This is a genomic window from Microbacterium sp. LWH13-1.2 (assembly GCF_038397735.1).
Taxonomy (GTDB): domain Bacteria; phylum Actinomycetota; class Actinomycetes; order Actinomycetales; family Microbacteriaceae; genus Microbacterium.
This window is the reverse complement of sequence record NZ_CP151635.1, coordinates 3,034,980-3,061,278: the sequence shown is the minus strand read 5'-3', so window position 1 is coordinate 3,061,278 and position 26,299 is coordinate 3,034,980. Positions and strand designations below refer to the sequence as shown.

The 26,299-nt window shown below is 68.8% G+C and carries 22 protein-coding genes; 9 read left to right on the top strand and 13 right to left on the bottom strand.

The window, feature by feature from the left end; translation table 11 throughout:
• Positions 1 to 162: 162 nt before the first annotated feature.
• Complete coding sequence (locus MRBLWH13_RS14725; protein WP_341955690.1) at positions 163 to 3,156, top strand: glycoside hydrolase family 38 C-terminal domain-containing protein; 2,994 nt, start codon at positions 163 to 165, stop codon at positions 3,154 to 3,156.
• A gap of 68 nt (positions 3,157 to 3,224) precedes the next feature.
• Positions 3,225 to 3,635, top strand: a complete 411-nt coding sequence (locus tag MRBLWH13_RS14720) for a hypothetical protein (RefSeq protein ID WP_341955689.1) — start codon at positions 3,225 to 3,227, stop codon at positions 3,633 to 3,635.
• A 47-nt stretch (positions 3,636 to 3,682) separates the two neighbouring features.
• Here the strand turns inward: MRBLWH13_RS14720 and MRBLWH13_RS14715 are convergent, their stop codons facing one another.
• From MRBLWH13_RS14715 to MRBLWH13_RS14705, 3 genes are read right to left on the bottom strand one after another with little or no spacing between them, the layout of a single operon-like run.
• The gene (locus tag MRBLWH13_RS14715; RefSeq protein WP_341955688.1) at positions 3,683 to 4,456 is read right to left on the bottom strand and encodes a hypothetical protein; all 774 of its coding nucleotides are present in this window, start codon (positions 4,454 to 4,456) and stop codon (positions 3,683 to 3,685) included.
• Between the two features lie 51 nt (positions 4,457 to 4,507).
• Positions 4,508 to 5,167: a hypothetical protein gene (locus MRBLWH13_RS14710; RefSeq protein ID WP_341955687.1), complete on the bottom strand. Its 660-nt coding sequence runs from the start codon at positions 5,165 to 5,167 to the stop codon at positions 4,508 to 4,510.
• Positions 5,164 to 5,661 (bottom strand): MarR family transcriptional regulator, encoded by a 498-nt coding sequence (locus MRBLWH13_RS14705; protein ID WP_341955686.1) that lies wholly within the window; start codon positions 5,659 to 5,661, stop codon positions 5,164 to 5,166. Before MRBLWH13_RS14705 ends, MRBLWH13_RS14710 begins: the two co-directional genes overlap by 4 nt.
• A gap of 164 nt (positions 5,662 to 5,825) precedes the next feature.
• On the opposite strand from MRBLWH13_RS14705, the gene MRBLWH13_RS14700 reads away from it, so the two are divergent.
• A complete protein-coding gene (locus tag MRBLWH13_RS14700) occupies positions 5,826 to 7,397 on the top strand; it encodes a DUF222 domain-containing protein (RefSeq protein ID WP_341955685.1) in 1,572 nt (523 codons plus the stop codon).
• Between the two features lie 166 nt (positions 7,398 to 7,563).
• Here the strand turns inward: MRBLWH13_RS14700 and MRBLWH13_RS14695 are convergent, their stop codons facing one another.
• Positions 7,564 to 8,154, bottom strand: coding sequence for a hypothetical protein (locus MRBLWH13_RS14695; RefSeq protein ID WP_341955684.1), 591 nt, complete (start codon positions 8,152 to 8,154; stop codon positions 7,564 to 7,566).
• A 120-nt stretch (positions 8,155 to 8,274) separates the two neighbouring features.
• Here MRBLWH13_RS14695 and MRBLWH13_RS14690 point away from each other — a divergent pair, with 120 nt between their 5' ends.
• Both MRBLWH13_RS14690 and MRBLWH13_RS14685 read left to right on the top strand, forming a co-directional pair.
• Complete coding sequence (locus tag MRBLWH13_RS14690) at positions 8,275 to 9,501, top strand: glycosyltransferase (RefSeq protein ID WP_341955683.1); 1,227 nt, start codon at positions 8,275 to 8,277, stop codon at positions 9,499 to 9,501.
• Between the two features lie 11 nt (positions 9,502 to 9,512).
• Positions 9,513 to 10,718 carry a glycosyltransferase gene (locus MRBLWH13_RS14685; protein ID WP_341955682.1) on the top strand — a complete coding sequence of 402 codons (1,206 nt, stop codon included), beginning with the start codon at positions 9,513 to 9,515 and terminating at the stop codon, positions 10,716 to 10,718.
• Positions 10,719 to 10,727: 9 nt separating this feature from the next.
• Here MRBLWH13_RS14685 and MRBLWH13_RS14680 read toward each other — a convergent pair whose 3' ends face one another.
• Genes MRBLWH13_RS14680 through MRBLWH13_RS14670 form a run of 3 tightly spaced genes read right to left on the bottom strand, consistent with a single transcriptional unit; the run spans position 10,728 to position 12,062 of the window.
• Positions 10,728 to 11,330 carry a hypothetical protein gene (locus tag MRBLWH13_RS14680; RefSeq protein WP_341955681.1) on the bottom strand — a complete coding sequence of 201 codons (603 nt, stop codon included), beginning with the start codon at positions 11,328 to 11,330 and terminating at the stop codon, positions 10,728 to 10,730.
• Between the two features lie 15 nt (positions 11,331 to 11,345).
• Positions 11,346 to 11,846: a hypothetical protein gene (locus MRBLWH13_RS14675; RefSeq protein WP_341955680.1), complete on the bottom strand. Its 501-nt coding sequence runs from the start codon at positions 11,844 to 11,846 to the stop codon at positions 11,346 to 11,348.
• A 54-nt stretch (positions 11,847 to 11,900) separates the two neighbouring features.
• On the bottom strand, positions 11,901 to 12,062 hold the full coding sequence (locus tag MRBLWH13_RS14670; protein ID WP_341955679.1) for a hypothetical protein: 162 nt from the start codon (positions 12,060 to 12,062) through the stop codon (positions 11,901 to 11,903).
• A 90-nt stretch (positions 12,063 to 12,152) separates the two neighbouring features.
• Here MRBLWH13_RS14670 and MRBLWH13_RS14665 point away from each other — a divergent pair, with 90 nt between their 5' ends.
• Positions 12,153 to 13,127: a helix-turn-helix domain-containing protein gene (locus MRBLWH13_RS14665; protein WP_341958327.1), complete on the top strand. Its 975-nt coding sequence runs from the start codon at positions 12,153 to 12,155 to the stop codon at positions 13,125 to 13,127.
• Here MRBLWH13_RS14665 and MRBLWH13_RS14660 read toward each other — a convergent pair.
• On the bottom strand, positions 13,076 to 13,921 hold the full coding sequence (locus MRBLWH13_RS14660) for an NRDE family protein (protein ID WP_341955678.1): 846 nt from the start codon (positions 13,919 to 13,921) through the stop codon (positions 13,076 to 13,078). The genes MRBLWH13_RS14665 and MRBLWH13_RS14660 overlap by 52 nt on opposite strands.
• 70 nt (positions 13,922 to 13,991) lie before the next feature.
• Here MRBLWH13_RS14660 and coaBC point away from each other — a divergent pair, with 70 nt between their 5' ends.
• Both coaBC and MRBLWH13_RS14650 read left to right on the top strand, forming a co-directional pair.
• Positions 13,992 to 15,206, top strand: coding sequence for a bifunctional phosphopantothenoylcysteine decarboxylase/phosphopantothenate--cysteine ligase CoaBC (gene coaBC / locus MRBLWH13_RS14655; RefSeq protein ID WP_341955677.1), 1,215 nt, complete (start codon positions 13,992 to 13,994; stop codon positions 15,204 to 15,206).
• A 78-nt stretch (positions 15,207 to 15,284) separates the two neighbouring features.
• A complete protein-coding gene (locus MRBLWH13_RS14650; RefSeq protein WP_341955676.1) occupies positions 15,285 to 17,507 on the top strand; it encodes an AAA family ATPase in 2,223 nt (740 codons plus the stop codon).
• A gap of 89 nt (positions 17,508 to 17,596) precedes the next feature.
• Here the strand turns inward: MRBLWH13_RS14650 and MRBLWH13_RS14645 are convergent, their stop codons facing one another.
• Both MRBLWH13_RS14645 and MRBLWH13_RS14640 read right to left on the bottom strand, forming a co-directional pair.
• Positions 17,597 to 18,184 (bottom strand): nitroreductase family protein, encoded by a 588-nt coding sequence (locus MRBLWH13_RS14645; RefSeq protein WP_042536804.1) that lies wholly within the window; start codon positions 18,182 to 18,184, stop codon positions 17,597 to 17,599.
• A 131-nt stretch (positions 18,185 to 18,315) separates the two neighbouring features.
• Positions 18,316 to 19,272: a LysR substrate-binding domain-containing protein gene (locus MRBLWH13_RS14640; RefSeq protein ID WP_341955675.1), complete on the bottom strand. Its 957-nt coding sequence runs from the start codon at positions 19,270 to 19,272 to the stop codon at positions 18,316 to 18,318.
• A gap of 115 nt (positions 19,273 to 19,387) precedes the next feature.
• Between MRBLWH13_RS14640 and MRBLWH13_RS14635 the strand changes: the two genes are divergently transcribed.
• A complete protein-coding gene (locus MRBLWH13_RS14635) occupies positions 19,388 to 22,864 on the top strand; it encodes a bifunctional proline dehydrogenase/L-glutamate gamma-semialdehyde dehydrogenase (RefSeq protein WP_341955674.1) in 3,477 nt (1,158 codons plus the stop codon).
• A 97-nt stretch (positions 22,865 to 22,961) separates the two neighbouring features.
• On the opposite strand, the gene MRBLWH13_RS14630 is transcribed toward MRBLWH13_RS14635, so the two are convergent.
• From MRBLWH13_RS14630 to MRBLWH13_RS14620, 3 genes are all read right to left on the bottom strand, one after another.
• Complete coding sequence (locus MRBLWH13_RS14630) at positions 22,962 to 24,017, bottom strand: ABC transporter permease (RefSeq protein ID WP_341958324.1); 1,056 nt, start codon at positions 24,015 to 24,017, stop codon at positions 22,962 to 22,964.
• A gap of 47 nt (positions 24,018 to 24,064) precedes the next feature.
• A complete protein-coding gene (locus MRBLWH13_RS14625; protein WP_341955673.1) occupies positions 24,065 to 24,961 on the bottom strand; it encodes an ATP-binding cassette domain-containing protein in 897 nt (298 codons plus the stop codon).
• 116 nt (positions 24,962 to 25,077) lie between these two features.
• Complete coding sequence (locus MRBLWH13_RS14620; RefSeq protein WP_341955672.1) at positions 25,078 to 26,283, bottom strand: hypothetical protein; 1,206 nt, start codon at positions 26,281 to 26,283, stop codon at positions 25,078 to 25,080.
• Positions 26,284 to 26,299 lie beyond the last annotated feature (16 nt).

The window sequence follows — 26,299 nt, the reverse complement described above, 5'->3', positions numbered from 1 at the left end:
GCCTCACACTACTTGATCGGTTTAGCCGCTCGGAAGCCACCGAACTCGGTTTTCGGGCGTGTTACTAGATCGCTTTAGTAAATCCGATAGCATTGTCGGCGACCGCCCCGCTCCTGGGCGCGAGCCACGCCCCACTCACCGCCGAGCCCGGAGAATCACACCATGCATGACGACACCTCGCTCACCGTCGGCCGCGTCAAGCGGGTGCTCGATGAGCGCATCCGCCCGGCCGTCCACTCCGCATCCGTGCCCCTCACGATCGAGGTGAACCAGCTCCCGGGTGAGCCGATCAGCCCCGTCGACGGGCTGGCTCTCGACTTCGCCCCGGCCTCCGTGCCGAGCATGTGGGGCCCTGCCTGGTCGACGACCTGGTTCAAGATCACCGGTCGCGTGCCCGCGGAATGGGCCGGCCGCCGGGTCGAGGCCGTCATCGACCTCGGATTCGACATCAACATGCCCGGCTTCCAGTGCGAGGCGCTCGTCTACCGGCCTGACGGCAGCCCGGTCAAGAGCATCAACCCGCGCAACCAGTGGCTGCCGATCACCGAGGACGCTCACGGCGACGAGCCCGTCGAGCTGTATCTCGAGGCGGCTGCCAACCCCGTGCTGCTCGACTACCACCCCTTCCTGCCGACGCAGGAGGGTGACGTCCAGACGTCGTCCCGCGAGCCGCTCTATCGCACCCGCCGCATCGACCTCGCCGTCTTCGAGCAGGAGGTCTTCGAGCTGTCCCTCGACCTCGAGGTGCTGTTCGAGCTGGAGGCTGAGCTGCCGGCGACGTCGCCGAGACGCATGCAGATCCTGCAGGCCATGGACGACGCCCTCGACGTGCTCGATCTGCAGCGCATCGTGCAGACGGCATCCGATGCCCGCGCTCGCCTGGCGGGCGTGCTCGCAGCCCCCGCCGAGGCGAGCGCACACCGCATCTCAGCGATCGGGCACGCGCACATCGACTCCGCCTGGCTGTGGCCGGTGCGCGAGACGATCCGCAAGGTGGCCCGCACCACCTCGTCGATGACGACGCTGATCGACGAGCAGCCCGACTTCCTCTACGGCATGTCGAGCGCGCAGCAGTACGCGTGGCTCAAGGAGCACCGGCCCGAGGTCTACGCCAGGGTCAAGGCCGCCGTCGCCGAGGGGCGCTTCCTGCCGCTCGGCGGAATGTGGGTCGAATCCGACACGGTGATGCCGACGGGTGAATCGCTCGTGCGCCAGTTCTCGTACGGACAGCGGTTCTTCGAGCGGGAATTCGGCATCCGCTCGAAGGGCGTCTGGCTTCCCGACAGCTTCGGCTACTCGCCTGCTCTGCCGCAGCTCATGCGCCGCGCCGGGTTCGAGTGGTTCTTCACGCAGAAGATCTCGTGGAATCAGCAGAACGTGTTCCCGCACCACAGCTTCCTGTGGGAGGGCATCGACGGATCGCAGGTGTTCACCCACTTCCCCTCGATGGACACCTACAACTCCCAGCTCAGCGGTATGGAGGTCGCCAAGGCCTCGCGTCAGTTCAAGGAGAACCGCGTGACATCGCGGTCGATCGCCCCGGTGGGCTGGGGCGACGGCGGTGGAGGCACCACGCGTGAGATGACAGGCAAGGCGACCCGACTGCAGAACCTCGAGGGCAGCGCGCGGGTCGAGTGGGAGCATCCTGATGTCTTCTTCGAGGCCGCTCGCGCGGAGATCCCGAATCCGGCCGTGTGGGTCGGAGAGCTCTACCTCGAGCTGCACCGCGGAACCCTCACCAGCCAGCACGCCACGAAGGCGCTGCACCGCTGGGCCGAGCACGCGCTGGTCGAGGCCGAGCTGTGGGCCGCGACGGATGCCGTGCGCACCGGCGCCGCATACCCCCAGACCGAGTTCGACCGCCTGTGGGAGACCGTGCTGCTGCACGAGTTCCACGACATCCTGCCCGGCACTTCCATAGCGTGGGTGCATCGTGAGGCCGTCGAGGTGCTCTCCGCTGTGCTCTCGGATGCGCAGGATCTCGCGGATGCCGCACGTCGGTCGCTCGCAGGCGAGGGAGAGCGCGAGCTCAGGTTCGTGCCGAACTCGGTGGGAGGGGGACGCTCTCTGGGGGCCGCGTTCGTCGAGGCGCCGGGTGCGGCATCCGTCTCGCTGTCGGAGGAGGCCGGCGGATGGCGGCTCGAGAACGAGCTCGTCTCCGTGCTCGTCTCCGCCGAGGGGCTCATCGTCTCGGCCGTCGACAAGGCATCCGGCCGAGAGGCCGTGGCCGAGGGGCGCGCGGCGAACCTGTTCCAGCTGCACCAGGACTTCCCGAACATGTGGGACGCGTGGGACATCGACAAGTACTACCGCAACAGCGTCGACGACCTCACCGCGGTCGACTCGATCTCGGCCTCCGTCGTCGACGGCACCGCATCCGTCGTCGTGACGCGGTCGTTCTCGGAGTCGACGATCGAGCAGACCATCACCCTCGCGCCCGGTCAGCGCACCGTGCTGCTGCGCAACGATATCGACTGGCACGAGACCGAGAAGCTGCTCAAGCTCGCGTTCCCGCTCGACATCCAGGCCACGCACACCGAGGCCGAGACGCAGTTCGGCTACCAGTCGCGGGTGACGCACACCAACACCAGCTGGGAGGCGGCGAAGTTCGAGACCTCGATGCACCGGTTCGTGCTGGTGCGCGAGCAGGACTTCGGCGTCGCGCTCGTGAACGACTCGATCTACGGCTACGACACCTCGCGCGAGGTGTCGGATGACGCGGTCGCCACGACCGTGCGGCTCTCTCTGCTGCGGGCGCCGCGGTTCCCCGACCCCGACACCGATCACGGTCACCATGCGATCGAGGTGGGCTTCGTGATCGGAGCGGATGCCGCGATCGCGACGGCCGAGGGCATCGCGCTCAACAGCCCGGCGACGCTCGTGCACGGCGCCCGCGAGGTCGCTCCACTCGTGACCGTCGAAGGCGAGGGCATCGTGGTCTCGGGGGTGAAGCTCGCGGATGACGGTTCAGGCGACGTCATCGTGCGCCTCTACGAGGCGCTCGGACGGAGGGCGGTGGGTTCGATCGTGGCCGATTTCGAGCACCAGGAGATCCGTGAAGTGTCGCTGATCGAGGATGCGCTCGACGATGGGCGCCAGGGTGGAGAGCTGCGTCTGCGGCCGTTCGAAGTGCGGACGCTGCGCATCGTGCGCTGAGGCGACGGAATCCGTGTGACCTGACGAGGCCATTGTGGCGGGTCGCGTCAGGGGAGGACGATGGGCGGATGGCGACCGTCGACGATGTCCGTGAGATCGCTCTCGCGCTGCCCGGTGTGACCGAGCGCGTCGGCGGTCACACCGGCGAGCCCTCCTGGCGGCTGCCGAGCGGTCAGATCGCCTGGGTGCGCGGGCCGAGCAAGGTGGACCTCCGCCAGCTCGCGGATCTCGGACTCGTATGGCCCGACGGCCCCGTGCTCGGTGTGCGGGTGGCGAGCCTGGAGGAGAAGGCGGCGCTGCTCGCTGCGGAGCCCGATGGGTTGTTCTCCATCCCTCATTTCGACGGGTACCCGGGGCTGCTGGTGCAGCTCGACACTGTCGAGAGGGATCGGCTCGCGGAGATCATCGCGGACGCCTGGCTCGTGCGGGCTCCGGTGCTCGTCGCGAAGCAGTGGCTCGCGGAGCGCGGGCTGGACTGATCGGGGCTCGTCCGGGGCTCGTCCGGGGTGCGCCGGCGCGTCGTGCGTCAGGGATGCAGTTCGCCCGTGACGATCTGCATCGCCGTGCCGCCGTCTGCCAAGGAGGGGCGGTGCTCGGGGTGGTCGCGGAAGAAGGCGAGGATCCTCACGACCGATGCCGGATCCGAGCCGAGACGATGCGCGTCGATGATCGCGGGCGTCTGACCGACGATCGAGATCGCCAGTCTCGGGCCGTGCGGTCCGACGACGTCGACGGTGTCGATCTCGTCCCACGACGCCTCGATCGACGCCGACCCGCGCACGCCGTGCAGACCTCGTCCGTCGACGAGCAGGCCGAGCGGCGTGCGCAGGGTCACGAGCTCTCGCACGAGCCCGACCAGGGAGACGAGGCCGAGGGCGTATGGCCCCCACTCGAGGAGTCGGCCGCCCATCGTCGGGAGGCCGAGCGTGTGGACGAGAAGGTTCGCGACCGCGGGGAGCATCCCGATCGTGGGGACGAGCCAGAGGGCGACGCGGACGCGGACGGGAGGCGTGAAGCGCAGTGGGCCTGACGTCGCGATCCGCACGAGGCGTTCGCGCAGCGATCGCGCCCAGAGAGAGAGGGCGACGACCAGCATCCCCGCGTAGAGAGCGAGTGACAGCATGACGAGCCGGAAGCCCGACCGGTCGTCGACGACGGCGAGCAGCAGGGGCAGAAGCGCGAGGAGCCCGAGCAGTACCAGTGCCCCGGTCGGAAGGCGGCCACGCGGATGCACGAGCCGTGAGCCGTCGACGATGCGGGGCGATCTGGCGACAGTCCTCATCGGAATCGGTTCAGCCATCTCGTCCCCCGGTCATCTGACTGCGGTCGACTCACACCGCAGACTTCCGTCTCAGACTGCCATGAGGAACGGCCGAGCGGCGTCGAGGAAGGCCCGCGGGTCGTCGGCCCAGAACCTGATGCGGTCGACACGATGCGTCCCGCCCTTCGGCGCGAGACCGGGGAGCCGGATCGCGACCGGGCGTTCGAGCTCGATCTCGATGTTGGTCTCGTCCTGCATCCGCTCGGCATACTCCGAGCCTGTGACGCGCGGCTGTTTGGGCTCATCGACGCGGCGATCGATCGCGACCGACGCGATGTCGGCCCAGCTGACCGGCACGTCGAGTTCGAGACCGCTGCGCACGCGGATGCCGTCGGGCCCCACCGTGTGCGGACGCATGAGCATCGCGCAGAGCAGGCCGACCATCCAGGTGACTCCCCAGATGCCGAGGATGAGAAGCGTGATGCGCACGGTGGGCCAGGGGTGCACGATCAGGTCGAGAATCGGGATCTCCACCGCCGAGAGCCCGATGAAGATGAACAGAATGGTGAGGACGGGGCGGTGGTAGCCGATGCCGGTGCCGCCCTGCGGGATCGCCGGGCGGCGGGCGATCGCACGCGCGATGCTCGAGTAGACGCGGAGCTCGGCGATCCATGCGCGATGGAGGAAGTTGAGGACGCGCGCGAGGGGCGTCGGGGTGTCAGTGGTGTTGTCGCGCAGCTGCTCGGTCATGGGGTGTCGCCCTGTGCCTGTGCCTGTGCCTGTGTCTGTGCCTGTGCCGGCGTCTGTGCGCTCGCTGCGGAGGTGACGAGGTTCTCGAGATGTGCGGCGACGGCTGTCAGGCCGCGCTCGACCGCGGCGCGGTCGTCGGGGGCGATCGCGTTCAGCAGCGTCTCGTTGAGCTGGGTGTGCTCCTCCTGCATCCGGGCCATGGTCTCGACTGCGGCCGGAGTGAGCTCGACCAGCACGGCACGGCGATCGGAGGGATGCGGGGTGCGACGGACGTGGCCCGAGCCCTCGAGTGCGTCCACGAGAGCGGTGATGTTGCGAGGCGTCACCTCGCAGAGCGCAGCGAGCGTCTGCTGGGTCGACGGACCGGCGTGCTGCAGGACCCAGAGAAGGTGCACGCGAGTCGGTGTGAGATCTGTGCCGGCGAACGCACGTGCCATGTCCTTCTGAAACAGATCGGCGATCTGAAGGAGGCGGTCGACGAAGAGGGGTTCCATAGTGGTTACCTTACTACATTGTTACCAGTATTCACAGTATGTGATCTCAGGTGGCGCTGCTCTTTTCTGCATCATTCTGGGAGATCGGAATACGCCTCTGATCTGGGATAATTCGGGGTGGTTTCGGGTCGTGAATGTCGGTGGTCCCGTGTTGACTAAGGGGTATGAACAGCACCGTGGAGCTTCTGGATCGGGTCATCGCCGACCTCGACACGGTGCTGTCCGACGACGCGCTCGCCGGGCTGTCGGACGCGGATCGGGTCACGGTGCTGCAGGGTGCCGGGGCCGTCTTCCGGCGGGTCGAAGCGGTGATCGTCGAGACGATCGCGACGGGTGATGCGGGTGACTTTCCGCACTCGGTGGGGTGTCGGGGTGTGAATGAGTTGTTGCAGCGGACGGTGCGGGTGGATGTGCGGGGTGCGTCCCGGGTCGACAGGGTCGTCGATCTGGTGCGGCGCCCGGTGAGTCTGGCGGGGGAGCGGATGCCGGCCCGCTGGTCGGAGTTGCGGCTCGCACTGTTGGACGGCGTGGTCGGGGTGGCGGGGTTTCTCGCGGCGACGGGCCCGATCGAGCGGGTGTGGGACCGCCTCAGCGTGGATCAACGGTTGGCGGCGGATGTCGCGTTGGCGGGGTGCGCGCGCGGGCACGGGGTCGACACGGGCGTCGAGGGGGATGATGCGGATGCTGGGCCGGCGCCGACGGCGCAGGACTTGAAGGCTCTTGCGGAGGATCTCGCGTCGATGTTCGACCCGGACGGGGAAGAACCGAAGGATGAGGACTCCCGCCGTCGCCGAGGCATCACGATCGGCCGGTTGGCGGACGGTGTGCACGCGATCCGGGGGTATCTGACCCCGGACGTCGCGGCGCAACTGCAGGTGATCATGGACGCGATCCTCAACCCCAAGGGTGACGGCCCGCCGATGCCCGGAGTCCACTTCGCCCCCAGCGACGGCGACGGCGACGGCGACGATGCCGACGCGGGTGCGGGTGCGGGTGCGGGTGCGGGTGCGGGTGCCCGTGCGGGGGCGGGTGCCGATCCGTTCAACTCGGATCCGCGGTGCGTGCTCGATGAGCGCACCGCGTCGCAGAAACGCCACGATGCCCTGGCGATGGTGTTCGCGATCGCGGCCCGCCACAGGGACATGCCCACCCTTGGTGGGTCATCACCGGTGCTCGTCGTCACCGTCGACGCGAAAGACCTCGCCGCTCACGGCTCGCACGCAGCCGGTGCGGCATTCGGGAACGCTGCGTCCGGAACGGGCGGCCCCCACGGGAACGGCGGCTGGGCGACGATCCCCGGATCCGGTGCTCACATCCCTGTCCCGGTCGCCGCGCACGTCGCCTGCGCCGGGACCATCCAACGGGTGCTGATGGATGAGGGCCGGATCATCGGCATCACCACCACGGATCGGGTCTTCACCGTGCACCAACGGCGGGCGATCATCGCCCGCGACAAGGAATGCTTGATCCCTGGCTGTCATGTTCCCGCGTCGTGGTGTGAGATTCACCACGTCACCGAGCATGCGCGGGGTGGGCCGACGCATACGGACAACGGTGTGCCGTTGTGCTGGTGGCATCACCGATCCCTCGGATCCTCCGGGTGGGAGATCCGCATGGACGAGGGCCTTCCGCAGGTGCGGGGACCGCGATGGTGGGATCCCGAGCAGCGATGGCGCACCCCGAGACTCAGCCTGCCGGTGAACGCACACGTTCGGGGCGCCCCGATTCGGGTCTGACCCGACGGAGCCGTCAGGAGTGGAACACGGCCATGAGCACAACCGTCACAGGCGTCAGCGAAGGTCTCACATCAGTGAAGGTCTCGCATCAGTGAAGGTCCTACGTTCGAACTCTGGCAACCGCCCATCGGGCAGGAGAACCGCGCGCCGGGCAGTAGAACCGCGATCACGCAGGCCCGAGGCGGAGCACCTCGGGTGACTCGCCTCCGGACAGTTCGTCCGCGATCCGGATGCTGCGGGCCAGATCGTCGAGCGCGCCGTCAAGCGTGCCGAACCGCTCGCGGTCGCTGCACATCGCGGTCAGTGTCACCAGATGCGTGCCGGTGTCCCACGTGTACGTCGCGAACGGAGGGCTCGCGGGCGACGGCGGCATCGAAACCACGAGCTTCTCGCCCGCACCCAACCACCGGCTAGAGAACGACACCGTGTCGTCGTAGTCCATCGGCATGGATGCGCGCGCGATCCGCACCTCGGGCGTCAGCGCCTGCGCGGTGGCCATGGCGACGACCAACTCCGGATCCGCCTTCCATGTCCACACGAGCACGCGACCGTCCGCCCGGCGCATCAACATCGGCGCGGCTTGGCTCATCGCCCACGCGCCGAACCGGGAACCCGGCCGTTCCGTGACGCCGATCGCCGAGTTCACCTGCCCCAGCAGCATCCGGATGGCGGCCTTACGGTGCCGCCGGCCCTTCCAGCCGAGCGAATCCGTCACGGGGATCCACAGTTGCGGGTCGGCGTCGGCTGTCAGTCGCATGCCTCCACGCTAGGGGGTGAGGCTGAGGGATGCCGGTATGCCTCGGCGGCTCGAACAGACCCCTCGGGTAGAGTGGCCAGCGCCCGATCGGGCTCTTTGACCGCCGTACCGTAAGGCAGAATGTCCTCCTCTACCTCCGATCCGACGAGTGCACCCGACGTCGCCCCCGACCCCGGGCAGCGCCCGCTGCGCATCCTGATCGGATGCGACACCTTCGCGCCCGACATCAATGGCGCCGCCCGCTTCGCCGAACGCCTCGCGGCAGGTCTCGTGCAGCGGGGAGAAGACGTGCATGTGGTCGCCCCGAACGTGGCCTACCGCCGCACGCCCGCGCAGACCGAGGTCATCGAAGGTGAGCCGATGACGATGCACCGCCTCCCATCGGTGCGGTGGGCTCCCCACGACTGGCTGCGCTTCGTCTGGCCGTGGCGCGTGAAGCATTACGCGCGCAAGATCTTCGACAGCGTGCAGCCCGACGTCGTGCACATCCAGTCGCACATCGTGATCGGCCGCGGCCTCGCCCGCATCGCGCACGAGCGCGGCATCCCGGTGATCGCGACGAACCACGTGATGGCCGAGAACATCCTCGACCACACGACCATGCCCAAATGGGTCGATGACCTCGTGCTGCGCTGGGCCTGGGGCGACGCGAAGCGCACATTCGCCCTGACGCGCGCGATCACCACGCCGACGCGTCGTGCAGCCGACTTCCTCGAGCGAACCGTCGCCGTCGAGAACGTGATCCCCGTCAGCTGCGGCATCGATCGCACCCAGTACACCCCGGTCATCGCCCCGCGCGAGAAGAACCGCATCATCTTCGTCGGCCGTCTGACCGCCGAGAAGCAGGTCGAGGTGATCCTCGAGGCGATGACGAAGCTCGACCCGGCGCTCGACGCGACCTTCGACATCGTCGGCGGTGGCGACCAGCGCAAGCAACTCGAGAGTCTCGCGACCCAGCTGGGTCTCGGTGACCGGGTGACCTTCCATGGACGCACGACCGACGAGGAGCTGCGGGCACTGCTGTCACGCGCGTCCGTCTTCACGATCGCCTCGATCGCCGAGCTGCAGTCGATCGCGACCATGGAGGCCATGGCCTCGGCTCTGCCGATCGTCGCAGCGGATGCCGTCGCCCTGCCGCACCTCGTGCACGACGGTGAGAACGGATACCTGTTCGAGCCCGGCAACGCCGATGCCCTCGCCGCACGACTGACCGACGTGCTCACCGCATCGCCGGGAGAGTACGCGCGTATGCAGAAGGCATCGCTCGACGGCGTCGCGATCCATGACATCAACCGCACGCTCGACACCTTCGAGGCGCTGTACCGCGACGAGCCCCTGCCCGAGTGAAGGCAGGCGCGATGCACATCGTCTTCTTCGGCGATCAGCACCTGGACTCCCTCGGTGGGGCGCAGGTGTCGATGCGGCTGCAACGCGAGTTCCTCGAGCGAGCAGGCCACACGGTGACCGTGGTCGCCCCGAAGATGCACGGATCGCGCACGTCGGATGTCGCGGACCCCTCGAACATCGACCTGCCGTCCGTGCCGATCACGGTCGACCGCGAGTACTCGATGAGCTGGCCCGGGCGGGCGACGGATCGCTTCCTCGATCGCGCGATGACTCATCGTCCGCCGGTCGACCTCGTGCACGTGCAGGCCGATTTCTGGGGCGCGTTCATCGGGCACCGGTACGCGGCACGCCACGGCATCCCCGTCGTGCACACCCTGCACAATCGGGTCGACGTCGGCATCGCCGCGGTCACCCCGCTGCATCGCCCCGTGCTCGGAGTGCTGAACCTCTGGCGGCGCCGAGCGCTGCACGGCGTCGCGGCGCCGGTGGGCGGCTCCGACGGTTGGGCGTTCCTGCGCGGCATCGCGAGCGGTGCGTCTGCCGTGACCGCCCCATCGACCCACTTCGCTCGTCGTATCGAGGAGCACGGGGTGTTCATCCCGGTCGACGTCGTCTGGAACGGCATCGACGACGACGTGCGCGAGGCGACGCTCGCCGCCGCGCCGACGGACCGCGCGCCGGGCAGGCCTCGTTTCGTCTGGCTGGGACGCATGAGCCCCGAGAAGCGCCTGCTGCCGTTCCTCGAGGCGTTCGTCGCCTCGGGTGTCGACGCAGAGCTCGAGATCATCGGCGGCGGTGCGCAGCGCGCGGCGGCTGAGAAGACCGTGGCCGGGCACTCGAATGTGCGTTTCGCCGGCAAGCTCAGCTACCAGGACACCCTCGCCCGCATCGCCTCGGCCGACGCGCTCGTGCAGACCTCGATCGGTTTCGAGACCCAGGGCATGACGCCTTTCGAAGCCGCGACCCTCGGTACGCCGTCGGTGATCAGCGACCCCGACATCGCATCCGAGCTCGGAGGCGGGCTCTGGGCCGTCCCCGGAGCCGCGGGCACTGAGGCGCAGCGCAAGGCCGGTCTCGTCGAGACGCTGCGCCGTGCGGCATCCGACATCGCCGCAGGCACCGCACCGACGCCGATGCGCGAGGTCTCGGAGGCGTTCCGACAGTCGTCGCGCACGGCCGCGATGATCGAGGTCTACGAGCGCGTGCTCGCGGGCTGATCCTCGGACTCAGAACCCGAGGTAGTAGAACACGTTCGACACCCACGCGACGAGCGTGCCGATGACCGTGCTGCCTCCCACGCCGATGGCGATCGCCGGGAGCAGATGAGGCGCCGGGCGTCGAAGCGCGATGATTCCGAGCACCAGGGCGACACCTGCGCCTGCCATCACGACCAGGTTCACGAGGTTCGACAGCAGGTCGACGCCGAAGCCGACGCTCGCATACATGAACGGGGTGACGAGCTGCCAGAGCAGCCCGATCGCCACGGCGCTCACGGCGACCACCAATGCCGTGCGTCCGAGGCCTCCGGAACGGCGTGCGGTCGCCTGGCCCGGAGCATAGGCCGCCGCCGCGACTCCATCGGGATGGCCAGGTCGGGCATACGGCTGGCCGGGTTGTGCGTACGGCTGGCCAGGTCGGGCATACGGCTGACCGGGTTGCGTGTAGGGCTGGCCGGGGTGGGCATACGGCTGGCCCGATTGTGCGTAGGGCTGGCCGGGCTGGGCATACGGCTGGCCCGGTTGTGCGTAGGGCTGGCCGGGCTGCTGCGACGGATACGGGATCTGTCCGTCGTTCTGCGGCCGGTCTGGATTCTGTTGCTGCTCGCTCATCGATTCTCCGGACGATCAGAAGGAAAACGCGTAGAAGAGGTTCGACACCCACGAGATGACGATCCCGGCGAGCTGCGAGGCGGTGACGCCGATCGCGATGCCCGCGAGGATCTGCGGCCCTGGTCGCCGCACCGACATCAGACCGAGGATGAGCCCCACGACGGCGATGATCAGCACGAGCCCGTTGCCGACCGCTCCGAACGCGCCGATGGCTGATGGATCCCCCATCATCCGGTACATCAGCGGAAACGACAGCGTGACGAGGAGTCCGATCCCGAGCGAGATCACGGCGAGGAGGAAGGCGAGACGACCGAGTCCTGAGCTGCCAGAGGAAGCCGCACGCTGTGGATCAGGATAAGGCTGCGCCGGGTATGGATGCCCCGCGTACGCCTGCCCACCGTAGGGCTGGCGGGTGTCCGGCTGTGACGGTTGCGGCGGCTGCGGCGGATAGTGCGAGCCCGCGAACTGCGGGGGAGTTCCGTGTGGCTGCGCGGGAGGCTGCTGAGGCTCGCTCATGCTCCCGAGCGTAGCCGTGCGCGTCGTCGGATGGGGGAGATCGCTCGCTCCGGGTCACCGATAGACGTGACCGGCCTCCGCGCGGTCGAGGGCATCCCTTTCGGCGACGCGAGTCCAGTCGGTGGGAACGCGACGATGTCCGTCGCGGCGCAGTTCGATGGCGGTGGCGACGATGGCCCAGATGGCGAGGGCGACAAGTGCGATGAGGAGGATCATGGCAGAAACGCTACGATCACTCTTGATCTGCCACGAGTGGCAGAATAGACTCTCTTCGTAGGAAAACTGCCACACCGGGAGAGAGCCATGATGAAGACCGTCGCCTGCATCGTCCAAGACGGATTCGCGCCGTTCGAGTTCGGTCTCGCCTGCGAGGCTTTCGGCCTCGACCGGTCGAACGACGGCGTGCCGAACTTCGACTTCCGGGTCATCGCGCCGCATCCCGGCGTCGTGACGTCGAAGCTGGGCTTCTCGATCAACGTCGAGCACGACCTGTCCTTCGCGTACGAGGCCGACCTCGTCATCTTCTGCCCCCTGCCCCGCGAGTACTGGACGCAGATCGATCCACTGCTTCTCGAGGTCGCGCGAGACGCGGTGGCGCGGGGGGCCTGGGTGCTGACCATCTGCAGCGGATCGTTCATCCTCGGTGCCGCCGGTGTGCTCGACGGGCGGCGGGCGACCACGCACTGGATGTACTCCGAGGTCATGGCCGAGATGTATCCCCAGATCGACATCGATCCCGACGTGCTCTTCGTGCAGGACGACCGGATCATCACGAGCGCAGGCACCGCGGCCGGCATCGACGCGTGCCTGCATCTGCTGCGCATCGAGCTCGGCGCCGAGCTCACCAATCGCATCGCCCGCCGCATGGTCGTTCCGCCGCAGCGCGACGGCGGTCAGGCGCAGTTCATCGACCGCCCGATCCCGGTCGCCCAGAACGACTCGCTCGCTGCCGTCGCCGATTGGGCGGTCGAGCATCTGCGTGACGACCTGGGCGTCGATCAGCTCGCGGCCCGCGCTCTCATGTCTCCCCGCACCTTCGCCCGCCGGTTCAAGGCCGAGTACGGTGCGACTCCTGCGGCCTGGCTCGCGCGACAGCGCGTGCTGCACGCCCAGCGGATGCTCGAGCGCAGCGATCTGTCGCTCGAGCAGATCGCTGACGAATGCGGCTTCGGGTCGGCCGCGGTGCTGCGGCAGAACTTCTCGCGGGTGCTCGGAACCACCCCGACGGCCTACCGCGCGCGCTTCTCGTGCGCGGAGGAGTCGGAGTCGTCTGCGGCCTGATCGCTCGATCGCCTGCCGCGCGGCGACGAGCGCGCAACGAGCGCTTGACGAGCCCCGTGAACGGCGCTGTGACGAGCGCTGCGCTCAGTGGTCCCAGTGTCCCAGTGTCCTGGGCTCGGGAGGGCGCGATAGTCCACGTCGACGCCCTCGGGGGTGACCGACGCGGTGCAGTACAGCAGCGACTGCGTCGGATAGCCATGCGGACGGTTGTCGCGGATGATCGCCCGATCATCCTCTGGGTCGAGCCGAGCGGACGAGGCGAGCAGCGAGGTCCACGCGCCTGACCAGTCGGGGCTGTCGGCGGTCGCGCCCAGAGCGCGGAACTCAGGCAGCCAGGCGGCGATGCGCGGAGTGTCGAGATCGTCGAGGTCATCGTGCGCGATCATGTGGATGCCGTCGGCGAGCGATGTCTCTCGCAGTTCGGCGCCGTCCCAGCTGAGCACGCGCGTTCCCTCCGGCCGCACCTCGAGCAGGTTGAAGCCGTGCATGGGCGGCGGAGCGGCCGGCGAGCGGCCCATGACCGACTCCAAGGCGAGCGAACCGCGCGACACCGCGACGTCGGCGGCGAGGTCGACGACGTCGGCGCGGTTGAGGAGCACCGCGAGTCGTCGCTCGGCGGGGTTCACCGCGAGCCAGGCGCCGCCCGCCCGCCGGTCGCGGATGCCCGAGACTCCGGGGTAGGCGTCGGGCCACCATTCGCCGAGGGCGTCCCACTCGCGCTGAGGGTCTTCATCTCGCACCGCGAGCAGCCGCGCGGTCTCGGGGCCGGCCACATCGATCACCACGGTGCACACGCGTTTCAGTCTAGAAGCGGGTCGAGCAGTCTCGGGCCCGCGGCCTCGGATGCTGGGGCAGAATCGAACCGTGAACATCGTCGTCGGAGTTACGGGTGGCATCGCCGCATACAAGACAGTGCACCTGGTGCGGCTGCTGACCAAGGCGGGTCACGATGTGACCGTGGTGCCGACGGAGGACGCACTGCGCTTCGTGGGCACGCCGACATGGGAGGCGCTGAGCCGGCACCCGGTCACGACGAGCGTGCACGACGACGTCGCGCGCGTCCGACACGTGGCGCTCGGTCAGGGGGCCGATCTGGTGATCGTCGCCCCTGCGACGGCCAACTCGATCGCGAAGATCACCGCGGGCATCGCCGACGACCTGCTCGGCACCACGCTGCTCGCCACCGAAGCGCCGGTGCTGCTCGCGCCGGCGATGCACGCCGAGATGTGGCGCAACGCCGCCACGCAGGCGAACATCGCGACGCTGACGTCGCGCGGAGTGCACCTCGTCGGCCCGGCCGACGGCGAGCTCGCCGGCGGCGACAGCGGACCCGGCCGCATGGCGGAGCCCGAGCAGATCCTCGAGGCGGCCCTCGCGCTGCTCGCGCCGCGCGACCTCGAAGGGCTTCGGGTGGTCGTCTCGGCGGGCGGCACGCGTGAGCCGATCGATCCGGTGCGCTTCCTCGGCAATCGGTCGAGTGGTCGGCAGGGCATCGCGCTCGCCGCGGATGCCGCGGCGCGCGGCGCCGACGTGACGGTGGTCGCTGCAGGCATCTCGGCCGATGTGCTCGCCGATGCGCGGCATCCGTCCATCAGGGTCGTCCCGGTCGGGACCGCAGCGGAGCTCGCCGACGCGATGAAGGAGGCGGCGCAGGCGGCCGACATCGTGATCATGGCCGCAGCCGTCGCCGACTATCGCCCCGCGACGGTGTCGGAGCACAAGCTCACCAAGGAGCAGGGCGTGCTGACGCGCCTCGATCTGGTCGAGAACGAAGACGTGGTCGCCGCCCTCGCCGCATCGCGCGCCGAGGGCCGATCGCCGCAGGGCCAGACGATCGTCGCCTTCGCCGCCGAGACCTCGGAGGATCCGGTCGAGCGCCGGGAACGTGCTCGCCGCAAGCGCGAGCGCAAGGGCGTCGATCTGCTCGCCGTCAACCTCGCGAATGCCGATCACGGTTTCGAGAAGAGGGACAACGCCGTCGAGATCCTAGGAGGGGGTGGCGCCGTCGTGTCATCCGCGTCAGGCTCTAAGCACGCGGTCGCACGAGCGATCCTGGATGCCGTGCGCAGTATGCGCTAAACTTGAGTCAAGTCCACTCAACTTTGCGGACCATGACAACAAGACAGTGATCAGAAGGAGTCTCCCCAGGAGGAACCCATGCCCAGCCCACAGAGCACGCAGAACGACGACCAGCAGTCCGCCCTCGAGCAGTTCGGGATCAATCTCACCGACCGCGCCCGCCAGGGCAAGCTCGACCCCGTGATCGGACGCGACAGCGAGATCCGCCGCGTCAGTCAGGTGCTCACGCGCCGCACGAAGAACAACCCGGTGCTGATCGGCGAGCCGGGCGTCGGCAAGACCGCCGTCGTCGAGGGCCTCGCCCAGCGCATCGTCGCGGGCGACGTCGCAGAGTCGCTCAAGGACAAGGAGCTGGTGTCGCTCGACATCTCGGCCCTCGTCGCCGGTGCGATGTACCGCGGGCAGTTCGAAGAGCGGCTGAAGAGCGTGCTCAAGGAGATCACCGAGTCCGACGGGCAGATCATCACCTTCATCGACGAGCTGCACGTGCTGATGGGCGCCGGCGGTGGTGAAGGCTCGGTGGCCGCGTCGAACATGCTCAAGCCCATGCTCGCCAGGGGTGAGCTGCGACTGATCGGCGCGACGACCCTCAACGAATACCGCGAGTTCATCGAGAAGGATGCCGCTCTCGAGCGGCGCTTCCAGCAGGTCTACGTCGGCGAGCCCACGGTGGAAGACACCATCGCGATCCTGCGAGGGCTCAAGGGGCGCTACGAGGCGCACCACGGGGTGACGATCGCCGACAGCGCGCTGGTCGCCGCCGCTGCACTGTCGAACCGGTACCTGCCCGCGCGGCAGCTCCCCGACAAGGCGATCGACCTGATCGACGAGTCGATGTCGCGTCTCAAGATGGAGATCGATTCGTCTCCCGTCGAGATCGACCAGCTCAAGCGCCAGGTCGACCGCATGAAGCTCGAAGAGCTGGCTCTCAAGCGCGAGAAGGACGCCGCCTCGAAAGAGCGACTCGCGGCTCTCCGCGAGCAGCTCGTGGGCATGGAAGCGCAGCTGGCCGAGCTCGAAGCCCGCTGGGCGCGCGAGCGCCAGGGGCTGAACCGGGTCGGCGAACTCAAGAAGCAGCTCGACGACGCGATCACGCAGCGCGACCTCGCCATGCGCGAGGCCGACTACACGCGTGCCTCGAAGCTCGAATACGAGACGATCAAGCGCCTCGAGCGCGACATCGCCGAAGCCGAGCAGGCCGAGGCCGCGGTCTCGACAGAGGGGCGCATGGTCAACGAGCAGGTCACCGACGAGGACATCGCCGCCGTGATCGCCGCGTGGACCGGCATCCCCGTCGGTCGACTGCTGCAGGGTGAGAGCGAGCGGCTGCTGCACCTGGAATCCGAGCTCGGCAAGCGCCTCATCGGTCAGAAGGATGCCGTCAAGGCGGTGTCCGATGCGGTCCGCCGTTCGCGGGCGGGCATCAGCGACCCCGGTCGGCCGACCGGATCGTTCCTGTTCCTCGGGCCGACAGGCGTCGGAAAGACCGAGCTGGCGAAGGCTCTGGCCGACTTCCTGTTCGACGACGAGCGCGCCATGGTGCGCATCGACATGTCGGAGTACGGCGAGAAGCACTCGGTCTCGCGGCTCGTCGGCGCCCCTCCGGGATACGTCGGCTACGAGCAGGGTGGGCAGCTCACCGAGGCCGTGCGGCGGCGTCCGTACAGCGTCGTGCTGCTCGACGAGGTCGAGAAGGCGCACCCCGAGGTGTTCGACGTGCTGCTGCAGGTTCTCGACGACGGTCGTCTGACCGACGGGCAGGGGCGAACGGTCGACTTCACGAACGTGATCCTGATCCTGACCTCGAACCTCGGTTCACCGATCCTCATCGACCCGACGCTGTCACCCGATGAGAAGCGCGAGCAGGTGATGGCTCTCGTGCACCAGGCGTTCCGGCCCGAGTTCCTCAACCGTCTCGACGACATCGTGATGTTCTCGGCGCTCAGCCAAGACGACCTGGCCCAGATCGTCGAGCTGTCGATCGATCAGCTGCACGACCGGCTGCGCGACCGCCGACTCACGCTCGCGGTCACTCCCGATGCTCGGGCGTGGCTCGCCGAGCGCGGATACGACCCGATGTTCGGTGCTCGCCCGCTGCGCCGTCTCATCCAGACCGAGGTGCAGAACAAGCTGGCCACGGCGCTGCTCTCCGGCGGCGTGCACGACGGCGACCTGGTGAGGGTCGATGTCGCGGTCGACGGCGCGGGGCTCGTGCTCACGTCGACCGCGCCGGAGCCCGATTCCGACCTGGGATCCGGCGAAGACGACGATGTGATCGAGGCCGAGCTGCTCGACGAGTAGAACCGGGTACGTCAAGAGGGGCGGATGCTGCGGCATCCGCCCCTCTTGTGTGCCCCCTGACGGGGGCGACTGCTGTGTCTGGCGCTGTGTCAGGCGCTGAGGATGACCGTCTCGGCGATCGGGCGACGCACGCGCGGCGCCGTCTCGCCCTGCTGGAGACCCTCCGGAAGGCCCGAAGCGTCGCCGAGCTCGCCGACCGCGATCACGGTGATGGCGGAGAACCGCGGCGACAGGTCGGCGAACTCGCGGACGGCCTCGGGGTCGAAACCGCTCATCTGGTGCACGAGGAGACCCTCGTGGTGGGCCTGCACCGAGAAGTGCGCCACGGCCTGGCCGAGGTCGTAGACGGCGTGGCTGATGGCCTTGCCGTCTTCGGACTCGGTCTCGGCGATCGCGACGATCAGAGCCGAGGCCTTCGAGGCCCAGAGCTGGTTGAACTCGACCAGGGAGTCGACGACCTGGTCGAACAGAGCGGTGCCGCGCCGAGCGACGATGAAGCGCCACGGCTGCAGGTTGTAGGCGGAGGGCGACCAGCGAGCGGCCTCGAGGGCGGCGTTCAGCTTGGCGTCGTCGATCGAGTTCTCGGCGTCGTACGCGCGCGGGCTCCAGCGCCCGGCGAGGACGTCGAGGACGGGGTGCTCGGTGGGGGCGGTGCGGTCGATCACGGGAGTGCTCACAGAAGTGCCTTTCAGAAGGAATCGATCGGACTCCTTCGTCCGGGTACGAGGATCTCAACAGATGCATGTGAATGCATATTCCCGATGACGGGATATGACGTCGTCGGACTGTGGATGAGGCAGGAGCAGGCTCAGTCGAGCAGGTTGCGGGAGGCGGCGGAGGCGAGCGCTCGCCGCACCGCACGGATCGACGGGGCGGCAGCTGACACTCGGCGGGCGGAGGAGAAGATCTCCCGACGCGGCTCATCGGGGAGCGCGGTGAGTGCGACGGTCGGCGGCTCGCCTGCCCACACGAGCTCGGGCAGCAGGCCGACCGCGAGCCCCGCGCGGATCAGGCGCACATGAGCGGTGAGATCGGCGACCTCGAAGCGTACATCGGGTTCGAAGCCGGCCGTGCGGCAGAGCTGCTCGGCCCATGCCCGCGACGCGGTGCCTGCGGGTTCGAGCACCCATGGGTCGTCTCTCGTCGACCACAGCGCGGCCGTGGCGTCGGCGGCGGTCGCATCCGTCGCCTGTTCCGCCCCGGGCTTGCGCGCGAGTGCGATCGAGTCGTGCACGAGCACCACCCTGTCGAGGTCGGCATGGATGGGGCGAGTGCGACCGGGGTACTGCTCGGCGAGGATCAGATCGAAGTCACGGCTCGAGACTCCGACGAGCCCGGTCTCGGGGTCGCTCTCGGTGACCTCGACGCGCAGGGCCGGATGCTGCTCCCGCAGGGTGTTGAGAGCGCCGGGCAGCAGCGAGTGAGCCGTCGACTGGAAGACGGCGATGTGCACGGTGCCGGTGACCTCGGTCAACGACTCGGCGACGGCGACCTCGGCGTGCTCGAGCTGATCGAGGATGCCGATGGCCTCTGCCACGAGCACGTTTCCCTGAGGCGTGAACTGCACGCCGCGGCCGACACGACGAAGCAGAGGGACGCCGACATCCCGTTCGAGCGCGCTGAGCTGCTGCGAGACCGACGCCTTGCTGTACGAGAGCGCGTCGGCGACCGCCGAGAGGGTGCCTCGACGGGACAGTTCGACCAGCATCCGCAGTCGATTGACCTCGAGCATCCGCACTTCTTTCGCAGCGGTGAAATCGTTCATCCACACTGAACAGAAATCACTCGAATCGGTTGATAGACGTAGCCTACTCGCGCGTCTGAGAATGATCGAGCCGCACACGATCCCGGGTGTGCGATCCCCCGGAAGGTTCACCCTGATGACTGTCGTCGCCGACACCACCACTCCCGACACGACGCCGCGCACCGAAGAGGTCGCAGCCCTCGTGCAGCGCTGGCTCACCGAGAGCGAGACCCACCCCGTCGAGCCCGCCGCCCAGCGCCTCTCCGAAGTCCTGAAGGACCCGAACGGCCTCGCGTTCACGGTCGGCTTCGTCGATGGTGTGATGCGTCCCGAAGACCTCAGCGTCGCGGGCCGGGCGCTCGCCGAGCTGTCGGAGATCACCCCCTCGCTGCTGCCCGGGTATCTCCGCGCCGCGATCAAGACCGGTGGCTTCTGGGCCCCCAAGCTGCCGGGCGTCGTCGTGCCGATCTCCCGCCGCGTGCTGCGCGCCATGGTCGGGCACCTCGTGCTCGACGCGACGCCGTCGAAGCTGGGACCGGCGATCGCGAAGCTGCGCAAGAGCGGCAACCGCCTGAACCTCAACCTCCTCGGCGAGGCCGTGCTCGGTGAGCGCGAGGCCGGTCGTCGTCTGCAGGGCACCTACGACTTCCTCGCCCGCAAGGACGTCGACTACGTCTCGATCAAGGTCTCGAGCGTCGTCAGCCAGCTGTCGATGTGGTCGTTCGACGAGGCCGTGGCCGACGTCGTGACCAAGCTCACGCCGCTGTACGAGCTCGCTGCGACGTCTGAGGCCGCAGGCAAGACCAAGTTCATCAACCTCGACATGGAGGAGTTCCGCGACCTCGACCTCACGATCGCGGCGTTCACCAGCATCCTCGACCAGCCGGGCTTCGAGGACCTCGAGGCCGGAATCGTGCTGCAGGCCTACCTGCCCGACGCGCTCGGCGCGATGCAGCAGCTGCAGGAGTGGGCCGCCGCCCGCCGCGCGAAGGGCGGAGCACCGATCAAGGTGCGCGTCGTCAAGGGCGCGAACCTCGCGATGGAAGAGGTCGACTCGAAGGTGCACGGCTGGCCGCTCGCGACCTACGGCACCAAGCAGGACTCCGACACCAACTACAAGCGCGTGCTCGACTGGTCGATGACGCCCGAGCGACTGGATGCCGTGCGCATCGGCGTCGCGGGCCACAACCTGTTCGACATCGCGTACACGTGGCTGCTCGCTCAGGCGCGAGGGGTGACGGATGCCGTCGAGTACGAGATGCTCCTCGGCATGGCGACGGGCCAGGCGGAGGCGGTCCGCAAGGACGTCGGTCAGCTGCTGCTGTACACGCCCGTGGTGAACCCCGCCGAGTTCGACGTCGCGATCGCCTACCTCGTGCGTCGTCTCGAAGAGAACGCGAGCCCCGAGAACTTCATGTCGGCCGTGTTCGAGCTGGCCTCGAACCCCGCTCTGCTGACCCGCGAGCGCGAGCGCTTCGAACGGTCGCTCGCAGGTCTCGAGGCCGACCGCTCGGTGCCGTCGTCGAACCGCGTGCAGGATCGCGCGGCTGAGGCTGCCGCGAGCGACGCCGTGACCGACGGCTTCGAGAACCAGGCGGACAGCGACCCGGCGATCGCCGCCAACCGAGCCTGGGGTCGCGAGATCCTGGCGCGCTCGGTGGACTCGACGCTGGGTCTCGACTCGATCGCGCTCGCCAAGGTCGAGACGACCGACGAGCTCGACGGCATCTTCGCCGCCGCATCCGCCGCCGCCGCGACGTGGGCCGCGCTGCCTGCGGCAGAGCGCGCCGCCGTGCTGCACCGCGCAGGCGACGAGCTCGCCGCCCGTCGCGGTCAGCTGATCGAGATCATGGCGCACGAGGCGGGAAAGACCATCGCCGAAGCCGACCCCGAGGTCTCGGAGGCGATCGACTTCGCGCACTACTACGCCGAGCGCGCGCTCGACCTCGAGGCCGTCGACGGTGCGGAGTTCGTGCCGTCGAAGGTGACCGTGGTCACGCCGCCGTGGAACTTCCCCGTCGCGATCCCCGCGGGTGGCGTGCTCGCAGGCCTCGCCTCGGGATCGGGCGTCGTCATCAAGCCCGCGAAGCTCACGCAGCGCTGCGGCGCCGTGATGGTCGAGGCGCTGTGGGCGGCGGGCGTTCCCCGCGACCTGCTCGCCCTCGTCGACCTCGCCAACCGTGACCTCGGCACCCGCCTGGTCGCAAGCCCCGAGGTCGACCGTGTCATCCTCACCGGTGCGTACGAGACGGCGCAGCTGTTCCGCTCGTTCCGCTCCGACCTGCCGCTGCTCGCCGAGACCAGCGGCAAGAACGCGATCATCGTCACGCCGTCGGCCGACCTCGACCTCGCGGCCGCCGACGTGGCGCGCAGCGCCTTCGGTCACGCGGGGCAGAAGTGCTCGGCGGCGTCGCTGGCGATCCTCGTCGGATCGGTCGCCGACTCGAAGCGGTTCGAGCGTCAGCTGGTCGACGCCGTCACCTCGATGCGCGTCGGCCTGCCCGACGACCCGGCCACCCAGATGGGTCCGATCATCGAGCCGGCGAACGGCAAGCTGCTGACGGCACTGACGACCCTCGAGAAGGGCGAGCGCTGGCTCGTCGAGCCGAAGAGGCTCGACGACGAAGGAAAGCAGTGGACGCCCGGCGTCAAGATCGGCGTCGCACCCGGATCGACCACTCATCTGACCGAGTTCTTCGGACCGGTGCTCGGCATCATGCGCGCGAAGGACCTCGACGAGGCGATCCGTCTGCAGAACGCCGTGGACTACGGCCTCACCGCGGGCATCCACTCGCTCGACTCCGACGAGGTCGCCACCTGGCTCGACCGCGTCGAGGCCGGCAATCTCTACGTCAACCGCGGCATCACCGGCGCGATCGTGCAGCGCCAGCCGTTCGGCGGCTGGAAGCGGTCGGCCGTGGGCGCAGGTGCGAAGGCCGGCGGACCGAACTACCTGTTCGGCCTCGGCGACTGGGCCCCTGCAGAGCTCCCCGCCTCGGCCCCCGGCGCTGCCGTGATCCCCGCCGTCGAGGCCCTGCTCGCTGCCGCGGGCTCCGACCTCGGCGCCGTCGAGATCGAGTGGCTGCACCGCGCGGCCGCCGCCGACGAGCGTGCGTGGACCACCGAGTTCGGCACCGTCAGCGACAGATCCGGCCTCGGCGTCGAGCGCAACGTGTTCCGCTATCGTCCCGTCGCCGCCGACGTGCGCATCGGGGAGACCGCGGCTCTGGCCGACGGCATCCGCGTGGTCGCCGCCGCTCTGCGCAGTGGCAGCCCTTTCACGGTGTCTGCTCCTGCGCTGCCGTCGCGGGTCGAGAAGGCGCTGCGCGCCCAGGGCATCACCGTGACCCACGAGAAGGATGCGGCGTGGGTCAAGCGCTTCGCCAAGGCCGCCGCGAAGGCCGAGCACAGCTGGCAGCGGGTGCGCCTCGTCGGAGGCGACGCGTCTGCTCTGTTCGAAGCCCTGGGCGGCACCCCCGACGTCGCCGTCTGGTCGCACGCCGTCACGGGTGCCGGTCGCGTCGAGATGCTGCCGTTCCTGCACGAGCAGGCCGTGTCGATCACCAACCACCGGTTCGGCAACCCCACCACCCTGTCGGACGGCCTGATCTGAACCGGTCCGCGACCATCTGAACGACGAGGCCCCACCCCGCAGACATCTGCAGGGTGGGGCTTCGTCGTCGGAGCGGGCGTCCGGGGCGGGGCGGTGATCAGCCGCGCAGCGCCTCGCCGAGCTTCACCCGCGAGCCCATGCGCAGCAGCGAGTTCTCGTAGATCTTCGCGCCGACCACGATCGCGGCGACGCAGCTCACGAGCAGGATCACCAGGCTCAGCAACGGCTCCCACCACTGCGCCTCGCCCACGAACAGTCGCATCGGCATACCGACCGGAGCCGAGAACGGCACGTACGACATGATCGTCAGCACCAGCGGATTGTCGTTGAAGATGATCACGAGCACGTACGGCGCCATGATCAGCATCGTGATCGGGGTCGTCGTCGAGCCGATGTCCTCCTGGCGGGAGACCATGGACGCCGCTGCGGCGAAGAGCGCCGCGAGCAGGATGAACCCGAACAGGAAGAACACCGCGAACCAGATGATCGGGGCGCCGAGCGTCGACAGCACCTCGCGCTGACCCGTCGCTATGAGTCCTATCGTCGCGACCGCGGCCAGGGCGAGGATCTGCCCCATCGCGAGGATCGTGTTGCCGATCACCTTGCCGGCGAGCAGCGTGCGCGCCGAGATGGTCGACAGCAGGATCTCGACGACGCGCGTCTGCTTCTCCTCGACGATGCTCTGGGCGATCGTGCCGCCGAACGTCGCGGCAGCTCCCATGAACACGATGCCGAACGCGATCGCGATGAAGTAGCGCAGCAGCGGGTTGGTCGTCGCGGGTTCGAGGATCTCGACCGTCGGGGATTGCGACAGCGCCGACACGAGACTCGTCGGGGCGTCCTTGAGCGCGACGACCGTGACGCCGGTCGGACCGTCGCCCGGCAGGACCGCAGCATCGACCTTCTCGTCGCGCAGCAGCTGCTCGGCTGCCGCCTGATCCGACACCTCGGTGATCTCGGTGTCGGGCAGGGCAGACACGAGGGATGCCGTCTCGGAGGTCACGGCCACTGGCATCGCATCGGTGTTCTTGCTCGCGAAGCCGCCGAGCACGATGCCGGCCAGCGCGATGAGCAGCAGGACGCCCGTCGAGATCAGGAACGCCTTGCTGCGCAGCTTCGAGCCGATCTCCCGCTCGGCGACGAGCCAGATCATCGAGGCCTGCGAGCTCGTGCCGGCAGTTCCGGTGCTGTTCGAGGTGCTCACTGGATGACCTCCTTGAAGATCTGGGCGAGAGAGGGATGCTTGGGGGCGAAGCTCGCCACGTCGCCGCGTTCGACGGCGGTGCGCAGCACACGCTGGGCGACCTCGGCGTCGTCTGCGTCGAACAGGGCGTAGCCGCCCTCGAAGTCGAGGACGGTGATGCCCGGCTCGGCCCTCAGCCACCCGGCGTCCCCGGCGGAGACCAGCTCGTACCGGCTGCCGGCGTGCTGCGCGCGGAGCGCGTCGCGGGAACCGGACGCGCGGATGGTCCCCGCGGCGAGGATCACCAGGTCGTCGCACAACCGTTCGACGACGTCGAGCTGATGCGAGGAGAACAGGATCGAGGCACCCTTCGCGGCAGATGACTGCAGCACCGACGCCACGACGTCGACCGCGAGCGGGTCGAGGCCCGAGAACGGCTCGTCGAGGATCAGCACCTCGGGGTCGTGCACGAGGGCTGCCGCGATCTGCGCGCGCTGCTGGTTGCCGAGCGACAGCGACTCGATCGTGTCGCCGAGGCGCTCCTCGAGTCCCAGCTCGGTGAGCAGCGCGGTCGCCCGTGCCGTGGCATCCGCCTTGCTCATCCCGTGCAGTCGGGCGAGGTACACGATCTGCTCGAGCACCTTCATCTTGGGGTACAGGCCACGCTCCTCGGGCATGTAGCCGAAGTGGCGGCGGTCGGCGCTGGTGAGCGCCGTGCCGTCGAGTTCGACACGGCCGCCATCGGAGCCGAGCAGCCCGAGGACGATCCGCATGGTCGTGGTCTTGCCTGCGCCGTTGCCGCCGACGAACCCGGTGAGACGCCCGGGGGCCACCTCGAACGAGACGTCGTCGAGCACGCGCCGCGAGCCGTAGCTCTTGGTGATGCCGCTCAGTACGAGCTTTCCTGTGGTCATACGCTCACGCTATGGCCGGGCGCGTCACCGCGGCATCCCCCCTGTGGCGGATCTGTGCGGGGGATCTGCACGCACCCGAGGTCGTGCTCGTCCGCCGTGCGGGGGAGCTTCCCGACTCAGCCCAGGAACAGGAACGAGAAGATGCCGATCGCGAACGGGGCCATGGTCACCACGAGCATGACCCCGACGATGATGCCGACGATCAGCCACGGGCTTCGTCGCTTGAGGCGCTGACCGGGAGGGGCGACGCCGGGAGGAGGAGGGGTGAGCAGACCCTGCGGAGCCGCGAACGGCAGCGCGGGGGATCCCGCGGGCACCGGGGCCGCGGCCCCGTCGGCGGGGAGGGGCGGATGCTGCGCGACGGGCGCGGACAGCCGCAGCCGGTCGTCGCGCCAGCGCGCCCACTGGTCGAGCTTCGTCAGCAGCGCACCGACCGCTCCGAACAGCCACGCCCAGGTCGCCGGGTCGAGCGTCGACACCTCGCGGCGTGCGTAGAGGAAGAGCCAGTCGTCGACGATCTCGACATCGAGCTGCGCGGCATGATCGATGAAGCGCGCCATGACGTCGGGCGTGAAGAGGTAGAGGGCGTCGACCTCGTAGCCCGCAGGGCAGAACAGCGAGAAGTACCGGTCGAAGTCACCCTCGAGCGAGAGTCGCTGATCGCCGCTGAACGCGCCGGCGACGGTGCTGCCGAGGGTGTTGTTGCCGAGTGCGTCGAGCACGATGTTCGGCAGGGGGACGTCGAGCTTGACGGCGACGTAGCCCCAGCGGTGCGTCTGCGACTGCTTGCCGTTGCTCGTCGTGTACTGATAGTTGCCGAACTCGACGAACCGGGGTGCGACCCCTCGGAGCACGTCGGTCGACATCCGGCTCGATCCGCTCGAGAAGATCATCCCCGGCAGAGGCGGGTCGTCGATCCGTTCGAAGTAGCTCATCGCGTTCGCTCCGGCGAAGCGCGCGAGGCGGAATCGTGTCAGATTGCGCGTGCGGATGCCTCGACGCACGAGCATCACGATTCCCAGGGTGAGCCCCGCGAACAGCAGCAGGGCGAGGAGCCCGGCGACCGCGACCCCGGTGCCGCGCCCGATCGTGTACCCGAGGCCCAGGATCATGATCCCGATGACGGGCACCACGCACAGCGCGGCGAACCCCACAGCCACCCACGCGACGATCTGCCCGGCGGAGGAGCGATTGGCGGCGCGCTGGGCACGGGCGAACGCGTCGACCTCGGCGGGGTTCACCGGCTCGAGCAGCGCGCGGGCGTCGAAGTGACCGGCGGGAGTGCCGGCTGAAGGGACGGGCGCTGGTGCGGGAACGGTCACGCCCCCACGCTAGCCG